The 13,361-nt window shown below is 64.2% G+C and carries 12 protein-coding genes; 3 read left to right on the plus strand and 9 right to left on the minus strand.

Features of this window, described 5'->3' with window-relative positions; all coding sequences use genetic code 11:
- Positions 1 to 66: 66 nt before the first annotated feature.
- Both O4220_RS03850 and O4220_RS03855 read right to left on the minus strand, forming a co-directional pair.
- On the minus strand, positions 67 to 933 hold the full coding sequence (locus O4220_RS03850) for an aminodeoxychorismate lyase (protein ID WP_269602282.1): 867 nt from the start codon (positions 931 to 933) through the stop codon (positions 67 to 69).
- Positions 934 to 957: 24 nt separating this feature from the next.
- Entirely contained in the window at positions 958 to 2,256 is a 1,299-nt protein-coding gene (locus O4220_RS03855) for a dicarboxylate/amino acid:cation symporter (protein ID WP_269602283.1), read from the minus strand.
- An 85-nt stretch (positions 2,257 to 2,341) separates the two neighbouring features.
- Here O4220_RS03855 and O4220_RS03860 point away from each other — a divergent pair, with 85 nt between their 5' ends.
- The 3 genes from O4220_RS03860 to O4220_RS03870 all read left to right on the plus strand — a co-directional run bounded on the left by O4220_RS03860 (position 2,342) and on the right by O4220_RS03870 (position 4,540).
- Positions 2,342 to 3,463 carry a YgfZ/GcvT domain-containing protein gene (locus O4220_RS03860; RefSeq protein ID WP_269602284.1) on the plus strand — a complete coding sequence of 374 codons (1,122 nt, stop codon included), beginning with the start codon at positions 2,342 to 2,344 and terminating at the stop codon, positions 3,461 to 3,463.
- On the plus strand, positions 3,460 to 4,098 hold the full coding sequence (locus O4220_RS03865) for an MOSC domain-containing protein (RefSeq protein ID WP_269602285.1): 639 nt from the start codon (positions 3,460 to 3,462) through the stop codon (positions 4,096 to 4,098). The genes O4220_RS03860 and O4220_RS03865 overlap by 4 nt, the downstream gene beginning before the upstream one ends.
- Before the next feature lie 247 nt (positions 4,099 to 4,345).
- Complete coding sequence (locus O4220_RS03870) at positions 4,346 to 4,540, plus strand: DUF3073 domain-containing protein (RefSeq protein WP_008719426.1); 195 nt, start codon at positions 4,346 to 4,348, stop codon at positions 4,538 to 4,540.
- 73 nt (positions 4,541 to 4,613) lie between these two features.
- Here the strand turns inward: O4220_RS03870 and purM are convergent, their stop codons facing one another.
- The 7 genes from purM to O4220_RS03905 form a co-directional block, all read right to left on the minus strand.
- A complete protein-coding gene (gene purM / locus O4220_RS03875; RefSeq protein ID WP_269602287.1) occupies positions 4,614 to 5,714 on the minus strand; it encodes a phosphoribosylformylglycinamidine cyclo-ligase in 1,101 nt (366 codons plus the stop codon).
- A gap of 93 nt (positions 5,715 to 5,807) precedes the next feature.
- Complete coding sequence (locus tag O4220_RS03880) at positions 5,808 to 7,445, minus strand: ABC transporter ATP-binding protein (RefSeq protein WP_269602288.1); 1,638 nt, start codon at positions 7,443 to 7,445, stop codon at positions 5,808 to 5,810.
- Positions 7,442 to 8,410 carry an ABC transporter permease gene (locus tag O4220_RS03885; protein ID WP_269602289.1) on the minus strand — a complete coding sequence of 323 codons (969 nt, stop codon included), beginning with the start codon at positions 8,408 to 8,410 and terminating at the stop codon, positions 7,442 to 7,444. Before O4220_RS03885 ends, O4220_RS03880 begins: the two co-directional genes overlap by 4 nt.
- A complete protein-coding gene (locus O4220_RS03890) occupies positions 8,410 to 9,396 on the minus strand; it encodes an ABC transporter permease (protein ID WP_371833921.1) in 987 nt (328 codons plus the stop codon). Before O4220_RS03890 ends, O4220_RS03885 begins: the two co-directional genes overlap by 1 nt.
- A 109-nt stretch (positions 9,397 to 9,505) precedes the next feature.
- Positions 9,506 to 11,146 carry an ABC transporter substrate-binding protein gene (locus O4220_RS03895; protein ID WP_420030326.1) on the minus strand — a complete coding sequence of 547 codons (1,641 nt, stop codon included), beginning with the start codon at positions 11,144 to 11,146 and terminating at the stop codon, positions 9,506 to 9,508.
- Positions 11,147 to 11,287: 141 nt separating this feature from the next.
- A complete protein-coding gene (gene purF, locus O4220_RS03900) occupies positions 11,288 to 12,850 on the minus strand; it encodes an amidophosphoribosyltransferase (RefSeq protein WP_269602293.1) in 1,563 nt (520 codons plus the stop codon).
- Between the two features lie 124 nt (positions 12,851 to 12,974).
- A complete protein-coding gene (locus tag O4220_RS03905; RefSeq protein WP_269602294.1) occupies positions 12,975 to 13,361 on the minus strand; it encodes a sterol carrier family protein in 387 nt (128 codons plus the stop codon).

Below are 13,361 nucleotides of genomic sequence, written 5' to 3' on the forward strand. Positions count from 1 at the left end.
GACTGATTCGAATGTACTACTACAAGTAGTAGTAGGGAAGAGTCTTTCGGCAGGGTCGTAGGGCACCTATCTTGCGGCGGCGACTTCCACGGCTCGATCGACCATCTCGGAGACCTGTTCGCCGCTCCCGGGACGACCGAGAACAACGCCGTTCATCGCTGTCACCCGTGCCGCGAGAGTGACACTAGAGACCAGCCAAACGCTATCTGCCGCAATGAGATCCGCCGGGTAGACATGTCCGCGCTCGCAGGTCCAGCCGACGTCCTCGGCAACGTGGAACAACCCGGCGACGGTGGTTCCGGCCAGGATGCCCTGCTCCACCGACGGTGTGACGAGTGTCGTACCGCGCGCGAGCACCACCGTGGACCGTGGACCTTCCAGTACCCGGCCCTCGCTACTCAGGTAGATGACGTCGTCGGCCCCCTGGGCGGACGCGTGCCGCAGCGCAGCCATGTTCGTCGCGTACGACAATGTTTTGGCTCCCGCGAGCTGCCACGGCGCAGTAGACGAGAACTCGACCGAATAGCCTCGATCGAGCGTGATCACCGACACTCCGTTCGCTCGCGCTGTCCGCACCCGCTCGGGAAGGGGCCCCACCGTCACGAACGCCGTCGGCTCTCCGCCGCTCTCGCGTCCCCGACTGAGCACCAACCGGAGCACCGCTTCATCCACCGAGTCCTCGGTCCAGAGACCGACGGACTTGTCGATCACCGTTCGCCACTCGTCGAGATCGGGAGCAGGCAGTTCCAGTGCCGCTGCCGACGCCGCCAGACGGGCCAGGTGCAACTCCACAGCGCAGGCTGCACCGCCCCGCACGAGCAGTGTCTCGAACACCCCGTCGCCGCGTACGGCAGCCAGGTCGTCGGCGAACAACAACGGCTGTCCGGCGTCGTGCACTCGGCCGTCCAACGTCACCACTACCGAATCGGCCATGGCCGTCACTGTAGAGCCAGACGGTCAGTCGGCTCGATCTGCCTGCGCCATCACGTCGCGGTACTCGTCGAGGTCGATGTCCTCGGCGACGACCGTCTTGGTTCCGTTGTAGACGTCACGGTCGATCTCGTCGTCGGCGTTGGCTACCAACATCGCGACGAACGTGTCGCCGTTGACGTTGAGGAAGGTGCGGAAGATTCCGGCGAACCAGTCGACGGCGATCAACAGGCCAACCGCCTCGAACGGCAGGTCCAACGACGTTGCGAGGAACATCGCGATCACCGGGAATCCACCCGGCACCGTGATCGTGCCCATGTTCAGCAGGATCGCCAGACCCATTCCGAGGGCAATCTGGCCGACACTGAGATCGACGTCGCCGGCCTGCGCAAGAAACATCACGACGATCATGTAATTGAGGACCGCGCCGTACGAACCCATGGTGAGTCCGATCGACAGCGTGAAGTTCGCGACCTTCTGACTGACGCCCACCTTCTCCACGGTGTTCTTCAGAACGGTCGGAAAGGTGACTGCAGAACTCGTGGTCGTGACAGCAATGGCCGTCTGCTCGGTGAGCTTGCTCGGCAAGCTTCTGGGATCCAACCGGGTTCGTACCGTCACCACGACCACGAACAGTGCGAACAGGATGAGTACTCCCAGCAGGGTGGTCCCCAAGTAGCTCAACGCGGTCGAGACGACCGAGAATCCGACATCTCCCGCGAGAGCGGCAAGGAGGCAGAAGACACCGACCGGAGCGATGGACATGACCAGGCGAATCATCGTCAGGACGATCTGCTGAATCTGATCCATGAACGTCAGTACGCCGGTGTCGCCCGTCTTGGTGATGTGGCTGCGCAGCGCAATTCCGAAGAGCAACGAGAACACGATGATCGGCACCATCGTCGCTGTGGACATCGCGCTGAAGACGTTGGTCGAGACGAAGTTGAGCAAGGTGTCCTGCCAGCCGAGCGCCTCGCTTGCGCTCTCTTCCAGGCTCGGGTCGAGTTGCGCAGTGAATTCCATGCCTGCACCGGGCCGGATGAGAACGCTCAGCAGCCACGCCAGCACAGCTGCCACGAACGAGAAGCCGATCATCCACTTGAACGTTCGCACCGCGATCTTGCCGGTGCCTGTTCCGGACATGGATCCCGTCGCCACGATCACCGATGCCATGACCAGCGGCACGATCGACATCTGAATCAGGCGGATGAACAGATCGCCGACGAACTTCAGGTTCGCGGCCCAGTCACCGACGATCAGTCCGAACACGATTCCGCCGATTGCGGCCAAGCCGATCTGCGCTGCGGGGTGTCTCAAAGCTTTCACGGCTCGAAACCTAGACAGGGCACGGCGCCCCCTGATATCGGACGCGTTGCGCGTAGGTAAACCGTCGGGCTCCTACTATGGAGTGGTGTCCGATTCCGTGACGATCAGCCCAAGTCCTCTTCTCACTCTCCCCGGTGCAGTTCCATCGCCGGACGACAGCGTCGACGCCGGGGTGGCCTGGCACTACGGCAATCCGTTCGGCGAACAGCGCGACGCTGTCAGTGGAGCCGCCGTCATCGATCGATCCCATCGCTTCGTCCTCGCCATCAGCGGAGACGAACGCCTGAGCTGGTTGAACACGATCTCGAGCCAACTCGTCTCGAACCTGCCCGACGGCAGCTCGGCCGAGAACCTGAGCCTGGACATCAACGGCCGCATCGAGCACCACTTCGTCCAGACCGACTTGGACGGCGTCACATACATCGATACCGAACGCGCCGCGGGCCCCGATCTTTTGTCGTTTCTGAAGAAGATGGTGTTCTGGGCGAAAGCCGAACCTCGCGAGGCCGACGATGTGGCCGTTCTCACCGTGCTGGGATCCGACGCGGCGTCGGTCCTCGACAAGGCCGGTGTGCCGGCTCCGAGCGAGATCTACGGTGCGTCGGCGATCGACGGCGGCGGATTCGTTCGGCGGATGCCGTGGCCCGGCCAGAACTCGTACGACGTGGTGATTCCCCGCGCGCACCTCACCGAATGGTTCCTCCGACTACGCGATGCCGGTGCCGCCCCGGCCGGAACCTGGGCGTTCGACGCGTTGCGGGTGGAATCGTTGCGTCCGCGCGTGGGCGTCGACACCGACGAGAAGACCATTCCGCACGAGGTTCGCTGGATCGGCAGTGCCGCCGAGTTCGGTGCCGTGCACCTGGAGAAGGGCTGCTACCGAGGCCAGGAGACCGTCTCGCGGGTCCACAACCTCGGTCGACCGCCGCGGCACCTGGTGCTGCTGCATCTCGACGGCTCCGCGGACGGTCGGCCCAGCACCGGTGATCCGGTCACCGCAGGCGGACGGTCGGTGGGGCGTCTGGGTACCGTCATCGATCACTTCGAGCTCGGCCCGATCGCCCTGGCTCTGCTCAAGAGAACGATTCCGGTGGACACCGCCCTCGAAGCGGGTCCGTGTGCGGCGTCGATCGATCCCGATTCGATCCCGTCCTACGACGACGTTCAGGCCGGCCGCGCTGCCGTCGACCGCCTCCGCGGCCGGTGACCGGGACCGTCCTCGCTGTCTGCGTCGTGCATGCCGATGTTCCGTTCGGACGTCGCGGCGTCGTGGACAGCGGCATCGACAAGCGGCCTGTCGAGGGACCGGTGGATGTGCACGAGCTCGGCATCGGCGGAGACCACTGCCGGGACACGAAGTTCCACGGCGGTCTCGATCAGGCTGTGTACGCCTACGACGAGGGCGAGGCGCAGTACTGGGCCGACGAGTTGGGGGTGCCGGTTCTGCCGGGTCGATTCGGCGAGAACCTTCGCACCGAAGGTATTGCGGTGACCGACGCGGTGATCGGGTCTCGATGGCGCGTCGGAACGGTGATGCTGGAAGCAACCATCGCCCGTAAGCCCTGCGGCACGTTCGCGCGATGGATCGGTGAGCCGGGGTGGATCCGTCGCTTTGCGGATCGAGGTGATGTGGGTGCGTACTTCCGGGTCGTTGAGCCAGGTGTGTTTCGCAGCGGCGACGCCGTGACTGTGGAGTCGGTGCCGCAGCACGGGGTGACGGTTCGCGACTTGTTCCGAGGTACCGACGCGACCGCGATGGCCACTCTGCTCGACGAGCCCGGTTTGGCACCGAAGGTGCATCGCGACGCGGCGGCGGCGCTGAAAAGGTTGCGGAGGCCATGACGCGCAGCACGTAGTTTTCGTGTCGCGTGGCAAAGATAGTTTGCCGGAGCACGGATATGTGCAGGTACGGGCAGCGCGGGCCCGCGCCCCGGGCGTGTCGCGCCGCGGTACCCACCACCGACACGTGGCACCGTATGCGCATCGCGGCGATTCGCGCGCTAGAGTGTGTGCCAGGAAGAAATACCAACTCTAACGGGGCCGCCAAATTTCCCCAGGCCGCCCCGCAAGTCCGCGAGGGGGCACCGCCATGGGCCGAGGCAGGGCTAAGGCAAAGCAGACAAAGGTCGCTCGTGAGCTCAAGTACAGCTCGCCGACAACGGACTTGGAGAGTCTGCAGAAAGAACTCTCCGGTGGTTCGTCCAACTCCCATCGTGGCATCCACTCTGACTCGGATGTGCATTCCCGAGTCGAGGAAGACGAGTACGAGGACTGGCGACGCTAGTACTGTGCACCGAACGACTGAGGGGGAGCCGCAGTGCGGCTCCCCCTCATTTGTTCGTGCAGTAAGGCCCCGATCAGAACCTCGGGTGGTTGCCCTGCAGCAACGCACGCTCGTCGGCGATGTCCTTGCCGGTGGCCTTCTTCACCGTGCCGAGGGTCCAGCAGTCGATGTGGCGTGCGGTGAGCACCGCCAGGGCGCGGTCGACGTCCTCGGGAGCGACGATCGCGACCATGCCGACACCCATGTTGAACGTCTGCTCCATCTCGGCCCGCTCGACACGGCCGCGCTGAGCGATCAGCGAGAAGATCGGGGCCGGGCTCCACGTGGTGCGGTCGAGTTCGGCCACTAGTCCCTCGGGCATGACTCGGGAGAGGTTGTTGGCCAGTCCGCCACCGGTGACGTGGCAGAACGTGCGCACGTCGGTCTCGGCTGCGAGCGCGAGGCAGTCCTTGGCGTAGATCTTGGTGGGCTCGAGCAGTTCCTCGCCGAGCGTGCGGCCGAACTCCTCGACATGTCCGCCGAGGTCCATGTGGTTGATCTCGAGCAGCACCTTGCGAGCGAGGGAGTAGCCGTTGGAGTGCAGACCGGACGACCCCATGCCGATGACGACATCACCGGGACGCACGCGCTCGGGGCCGAGGATCGAATCCGCCTCCACGACGCCGATGCCCGTTGCCGAAAGGTCGTAATCACCGTCGGCCATCAGCCCCGGGTGTTCGGCCGTTTCGCCGCCGAGCAATGCACAGCCGGCGATGATGCACCCCTCGGCGATGCCCTTGACCAGCTCTGCGACCTGCTCGGGCACAACGCGGCCCACGGCGATGTAATCCTGAAGGAACAGCGGCTCGGCTCCACAGACGACCAGATCGTCGACGACCATGGCCACCAGGTCGAGACCGAGCGTGTCGTGCTTGCCGAGGGCCTGTGCCACGGCCACCTTGGTGCCGACGCCGTCGGTCGAGGCCGCCAGGACCGGCTCACGGTAATCGCCCTTGAGCGCGAAGAGACCGGCGAAACCGCCGAGACCGCCCATGACCTCGGGCCTGCTGGCCTTCTTGGCGAGCGGCGCGAACAGCTGCACTGCTCGGTCTCCTGCGGCGATGTCGACCCCGGCCGCCGCGTAGGAGGCACCGCCCGAGTGAGTTGCGCTCGTGGGTTGGGATTCCTCGGTCATTCGGCTCCAGCCTGTGTACTCGTTCATGTCAGCGCCCGTTTCGAGCGCAGATAGCGCCCTAACGGTACCGGAGTGCCCGGTCAGGAGAAGAACTCACGTGTGCAGGCGCTTGCCGGGAATCGCAGCCAACAGCTTCTTGGTGTAGTCCGCCTCCGGGGCTCGCAGAATCTTCCACGGTGTTCCCTCTTCGACGATTCCCCCGTTGCGCAGCACCACCACACGATGCGCGACGCGGTCCACCACGGCGAGGTCGTGGCTGATGAACAGGCATGCGAAACCGAATTCCTGCTGTAGAGCCTCGAACAAGTCCAACACCGCTGCCTGCACCGAGACGTCGAGCGCGCTGGTCGGCTCGTCTGCCACCACCAGATCCGGACCCAGCACCAGTGCGCGTGCCAGGCTGACGCGCTGCCGCTGTCCACCGGAGAGCTCGTGCGGGTACCGCTTGTCGGTGCCCGACGGCAGTTGCACGGCGTCGAGCAGTTCGGTGGTTCTGGCCACGATCGCATCCTTGGAGCCGTACTTGTGCACGATCATCGGCTCGGCGATGCATTGTCCTACGGTCAGTCGGGGGTTCAGTGACGCCGACGGGTCCTGGAAGACGAAGCCGAAGCGTTTGCGCAGGGGCTTGAGCTTGCGTTCACTGACACCGGCGATGTTCTGCCCCATCACCGTCACGCTGCCGCTTGTCGGCTTCTGCAGTGCCGCAACACATCTGCCGATGGTCGATTTACCCGAGCCGGATTCACCCACCAAGCCGAGGGTCTCCCCGCGGTGAATGGTGAGTGAGACGTCGTCGACTGCCCGGAACGCCGGGGAGCCGACACCACCGGAGAACTGCACCACCAGCCGCGAGACGTCGAGTACCGGTTCGCCCGAGATGTCGACGGTCTTGTCCGACTCCACCGCAGCGAGAGTCGGCACCGCGGCCAGCAGCTTCTTGGTGTAATCGTCTGCGGGGGCGTCGAACAACTGTGCCACCGGCGCTTCCTCGACGACGCGGCCGTTCTGCATGACGACGACGCGGTCCGCCAGATCGGACACCACACCCATGCTGTGGGTGATGAGCACGATGGCGCAGCCCAACCGATCCTTGAGATCGCGGAGCAGTTCGAGGATTTCGGCCTGCACCGTGACATCGAGGGCGGTGGTCGGCTCGTCGGCGATGATGACCTTCGCCTCACACGAGATGGCGATCGCGATCATCACTCGTTGCTTCTGCCCACCCGAGAGCTCGTGCGGGTAGTACGAGAAGCGCTGCTCGGGGTCGGGCAGACCCACCATCGTCAGCAACTCGACAGCCCGCGCCTTGGCATCCTTCGCCGACATCCGCTTACCGTCCGCGCGGGTATGCGCACGCAGCGCCTCGACGATCTGATAGCCGATGGTGAAGAGCGGATCGAGAGCGCTCCCCGGTTCCTGGAACACCATCGAAATCCTGTTGCCGCGCAACTGCGCCCACGCCTTGTTGCTCAGCCTCGTCACGTCCTGGCCACCGAGCACCACGTGTCCCTCGACGCGTGCGGTATCGGGCAACAGTCCGATGGCGGAACGGACGCTGACGGATTTGCCCGAGCCGGACTCCCCCACCACAGCCAGTACCTCGCCGGGATACACCTCGAACGAGACCTCGGTGACGGCGTCGACTTCGCCGGCATCGGTGAGGAACGTGACGGACAACGACTTCACCGACAATGCGGACTCTCGTGGAGTCGCGACGCTCGATGTCATACCTTCACCGCCTTCTTGAATTTCTTGCGGGTGCGCAGCAACGGATTGAGTGTCTCACTTGCACTTTCGCCCACCATGGTCAGACCGAGAACCACCAGCACGATGCCGAGGCCCGGGAACACCGACGTCCACCAGATGCCGTTGGAAATGTCCGGCAGTGCCTTGTTGATGTCGTAGCCCCATTCCGAGGCGGAAGTGGGTTCGATGCCGAACCCGAGGAACCCGAGCCCGGCCAGGGTCAGGATGGCCTCGGCCCCGTTCAGGGTGATGATGACCGGCAGCGTCTGCACCACGTTGGCGAGGATGTGGCGGAACAGGATTCGCGGCGTGCCGGCACCGGTGACCCGAGCGGCATCGACGTACGGTTCGGTCTTGACCGCCACCGTGGCGTTGCGGACCACCCGGAAATACTGCGGGACGAAGATGGCCGTGATGGCGATGGCCGCGGACGCGATGCCGCCGAAGCTCGACGACTGTCCACCCGCCACGACGATCGAGATGACCACCGCGAGAAGCAGAGACGGGAATGCGTACATCGCGTCCATGAACAGAACGAGCACGCGGTCGAACCAGCGCCCGATGTAACCCGAGGCGAGCCCTAGCGGAACGCCGATGATCAGCGAGAGAATCAACGACGAGGCGATCACCATCAATGCTGTTCTGGCACCGTAGATCACACGCGAGAACACATCCTCGCCGCGGACCGAGGTGCCGAACCAGTGCTCGGCGGACGGAGCCGCTTGGCGAGCGAAATCCTGCCCGGCATCACTGGTCTGCGAGAACCCGTACGGCGCCAGAAGCGGCGCGAACACCGCCGCGATGACGAACGCCACCATCAGCGCCAACCCGACGATCAGCGTGACACGCTGCAATCCCGAGGTGGACTTGACGAACGCGACGCCGGGAAATCCTCGACGGTGTGGACGGGTGGGAGGTACGTCGGACAGCACGACTTCGGTGCTCATCAGAACCTCACTCTCGGGTCGATGAGTGCAACGATCGCGTCGGTGACGAAGCTGACGACGGCGACCACCACGGCCAGGAACGTCACGATGCCCTGCACCGCAACGAAATCGCGGGCCTGCAGGTACCGGGCAAGTTCGTATCCCAGGCCCTGCCACTCGAAGGTGGTTTCGGTGAGCACCGCGCCGCCGAGCAGCACGGCGATCTGCAGGCCGATGACGGTGACGATGGGAATCATCGCGTTGCGGAACGCGTGTCGCCTCGTCACCGTGCCCTCGCTCAACCCGCGAGCTCGAGCGGCATCGACGAACGGCGCCTGCAACGTCTGAATCAGGTTGACGCGCACCAGCCGCAGGAATACACCGGCCGTCAACAGGCCGAGGGCGAGAGCGGGCAGCACCGCATGCTCCAGCACGTCGACGGTGTAGCTCGACTCGCCGTACAGGAACGAATCCACGATCAGAATGTTGGTCTTGGGCGAGACGTTCTGCAGTGCCAGTTCCACATTGGTGCTGGCTCGTCCGGCCACCGGGAGCCAGCCGAGCTTGACTGCGAACAGCAGCTTGAGCAGCATTCCGACGAAGAACACCGGGGCCGCGTACGCGAGGATCGCGAAGATCCGCAACGAGGCGTCGCCGAACCGGTCGCGATGGGTAGCGGCGAAGAACCCGAGCGGAATACCGACGGCGAAGGCCACCAGCAAAGCCCAGAAGGCCAGTTCCAGAGTGGCTGCACCGTTGACGAGCAGGACGTCACTGATCGCGCGGTTGTCGGTCGCGGAACGGCCGAAATCGCCGCGCAGCAAGCCGGTCAGGTACTCCCAGTACTGCGTCAGAATCGGCCGGTCGTAGCCGGCCTCGGCCTTGCGCTGGGCGATCTGTTCGGCAGGTAGGCGGCCACCGAGGGCCGCCGTGATCGGATCACCGATCACCCGCATCAGAAAGAAGACGACGGTGACGAGAATCCAGGCAGTCGGAATGATCAGCAGAAATCTGACCCCGAGATAACGGGCGAGCGCGCCGTACCGTGACGGCGCGCTCGCCTGCTGTGCTTGCTTCTCGCCCTCTACCGTCGTGCTGTCGGTAGTGGGCACGCCGTCAGCTCTTGGCGAGAGTGACGAACCGGAACTTGAACGAGGCGTCGAGCGTCTCGTCCACGCCGCTGATCTCGTTGGTCGCGACGGCAATCTGCTTGCCCTCCAACAACGGAAGCGTCGGCAGGTAGTTCGTGGCGAGCTCGGTCTGAATCTGGCCGATGATCTGCATCCGAGCATTCTCGTCGGCCGTGGTGCGCTCGAGATCGAGCAGTGACGTGATCGCCGGGCTCTCGAAGTGCGACTGCAGGAAGTTGTCCGGCGCGAAGAACGGCGTCAGGTAGTTGTCGGCATCGGGATAGTCCGGGAACCAACCCAGCTGGTACACCGGGTAGGCGTCGGCGACGCGTTCCTTGGTGTACGTGCTCCACTCGGTGGACTGCAGGTTCACGTTGAACAGGCCCGTCGCGTCGAGCTGACTCTTGATCGCGGCGTATTCCTCGCTCGAGGACGAACCGTAGTGGTCCGGGTTGTACTGCAGGTTGAGCTGCACCGGGGTGGCAACGCCTGCGGCCGAGAGGAATCCGGCTGCCTCGTCGCGGTTGGGTGCCTCACCGTAGACGTCGGAGAATGCCTTGTTGGAGCCTTCGAGACCGGTCGGGACCACGGAGTAGAGCGGGGTGTACGTGCCCTTGTAGACGCCCTCGGACAACGCCTGACGATCGACCGAGGCCGCAATTGCCTTGCGTACGGCCAGCTTCTGATCGGGGGTGTCGCCGGGCATCGTGTTCATGTTGAAGACCATGTAACGCGATTCGCCGCCGGGTCCCTCGTGCACGGTCAGACCGTCCACGCCGCCGAGCGATTCGACATCCGTCGGGGTCAACGAACGCCACGCGACGTCGATGGCTTTGTTCTGCACGTCGAGCTTGAGGTTGTCGGAGCTGGTGTAGTACTTCGTGTTGATCGACGACGTCTTCGGGGTGCCGAGGATGCCCTTGTAGTCACCGTTGGCGGTGAAGCTGACGAGGGAGTTCTTGGCGTAGCTCGAGATCGAGTACGGGCCGGCGAACGGGGTGCCCGCCACGATGGCGTCGTCGTCGAGAACCTTGTCCGCCGGGAACACCGTCTGGTCGACGATCGGACCTGCCGGTGTTGCCAGGATCTGCGGGAACGTCTGATCGTTCGCGGCCTTCAACGTGAACTCGACGGTCTTCTCGTCCGGTGTCGCGATGCTGTCGAGGTTGGTCAGCAACGACGCGGGACCGTTGGGATCGTTGATCGCGACGATCCTGTCGAACGAGTACTTCACGCTTTCGCTCGTCAGCGGGTTGCCGTTCGCGAACTTCAGGTCGTCCTTCAGGGTGCACGTGTAGACGGTCGGTTCGGAGAAGTCGCAGTTCTCGGCTGCGTCGGGCTCGAGCTCGGAGCTGCCGGGCGCGAAGTTCATCAGGAAGGGGTACGTCTGGTTCATCACCATGAACGAGCCGTTGTCGTACGAGCCCGCAGGGTCGAGCGAGGTCACCTGGTCGGTGGTGCCGACGGTGATCGTGTCTCCGCCGCCATCGCCGGATCCGCCGGCGTCGGTGCGGCCCGAGCCACACGCTGCGGCCGTCAATGCGAGTACCGACAGTGCTGCCACTGCAGCGGTCTTCTTGCCGTGCTTGCGCACGGCTGTCCTTGATGCGGCGCTGTAGCGCAGCATGCGTCCGTCGTCGGGCGACAGGGTCATCTGATGCCTCTATCCAAATCGGTGTGTCCTATGTAACTCGGGACAGTACCGATGGACTGTTTCCAATATGTGGCATTGAGAAAACCCTGTTGTTCCCTCGAGGAAAAGACCAGGTCAAGGGCGACTGAGAGCGCTCACATTTGCGTCGTTGGCCACCGGCTGCCCGGCCGCCGACGCCAGTAGACCCTCGAGAACGTGCTTGCCGAGCGCATTGTCGGCGGGCAGATCGATCGGGTACTTACCGGTGAAACATGCTGCACACAACCGTGATTCGGGCTGCTCGGACGCCGCGATCATGCCGTCGATGGAGATGTACCCCAGCGAATCGGCACCGATGGCCTGGCGAACGCCTTCGAGAATCCCATCCTCCGAGTCGACGCCGTTGGCGATCAGCTCTGCGGGAGAAGCGAAGTCGATGCCGTAGAAGCACGGCCACCGCACCGGCGGGGACGCGATTCTCACATGGATTTCGAGTGCACCGGCTTCTCTCAGCATCCTGATCAGCGCACGCTGGGTGTTGCCGCGGACGATCGAATCATCCACCACCACCAGCCTTTTGCCCCGAATGACCTCTTTGAGTGGATTGAGTTTGAGCCGGATGCCGAGCTGACGAATGGTCTGCGACGGCTGAATGAACGTGCGGCCCACGTAAGCGTTCTTCATCAGCCCTTGGCCGTAGGGAATTCCCGATCCCTGCGCAAAGCCGATTGCCGCAGGCGTACCGGACTCGGGCACCGGAATCACGAGGTCACCCTCGGCCGGGTGTTCCTTGGCGAGACGCCGACCGATCTCGACCCGGGTGGAGTTGACCGATCGGCCACCGATCACGCTGTCGGGACGCGCAAGGTAGACGTACTCGAACACGCAACCCTTGGGCTCGGGGGACGCGAAACGCGAGGACCGAACGCCGTCGGCATCGATCGCGAGCAGCTCGCCCGGCTCGATATCGCGAACGAACGCGGCACCGACGATGTCGAGCGCGGAGGTCTCGCTGGCAACCACCCAGCCGCGGTCGAGACGGCCGAGGCACAGCGGGCGCACACCGTGCGGATCACGGGCAGCGTAGAGCGTGTGCTCGTCCATGAAGGTGAGGCAGAACGCGCCTTTCAACTGTGGCAGCAGTTCCATCGCGGCCTGCTCGATGGTGCAATCGGCGGCCTTGTGTGCCAGCAGCGCCGTCACCACGTCGGAATCCGACGTGCCGTTGCCCTGCAACCGATCGTTGATCAGGCCCGCATCTCGAGCCTTGGAGGCGAGCTCGGCGAAGTTCACGAGATTTCCGTTGTGGCCGAGCGCAATCCCGGTACCCGCAGTGGTGGTACGGAAGATCGGCTGAGCGTTCTCCCACGTCACCGAACCGCTGGTGGAGTAGCGGCAGTGTCCGATGGCGACATGCCCGGGCATTGCCCCCAGCGTCTGCTCGTCGAACACCTGGCTGACGAGGCCCAGATCCTTGAACACCAACACCTGCGAGCCGTCGGACACTGCGATTCCGGCAGCTTCTTGACCGCGGTGCTGCAGCGCATAGAGGCCGTAATAAGAGAGCTTGGCCACATCCTCGCCCGGTGCCCATACTCCGAACACTCCGCACTCTTCGCGCGGCTCGTTCTCCGGTTCGTCGAGAGGTTTGCTTACCAGAAGGTTCGGACTGTCGACCGACAAATCGGCGTTGGTCACGGGCAATGCTCCCTTGGGGGACGGGGCGGGGGGCCGTGCCTGAGTCTACGGGCACACGGCCGGAGTCAACGCATCGTGTGGACGGGAGATTCCCACCAGATGAACGAGTGTCCGATTCGCACCGTCATTTGATGGACAGCAACGGCAGCCAACGGCCCACTTCGGCTGCCCGGCTACCGGACGCATCGATGGAACCGTCGGCGAGGGCTTCGGCGAAATCCCGGGTTCCGGTCACCACCTGCAGCCACGTCAGAGCATCGGTTTCGACCACGTTCGGTGGAGTTCCGCGAGTGTGACGAGGTCCGACGATGCACTGCACCGCAACGAACGGCGGTACGCGCACCTCCACCGAAGATCCGGGCGCATTCTGGCCGAGTGTTCTGGCGGTGGTGCGCACTGCCGCGGCAATCTGTGCGCGAGCCGGTTTGTCCGCCTCACCCTTGATCCACTCCCCGACCGCCAGAACTGCGTCGCGTACCTCGGCGGGGCTGACTTCCTTGTGCGGTGGCAT

Source organism: Rhodococcus ruber, from assembly GCF_027270735.1.
Lineage (GTDB): Bacteria > Actinomycetota > Actinomycetes > Mycobacteriales > Mycobacteriaceae > Rhodococcoides > Rhodococcoides rubrum_A.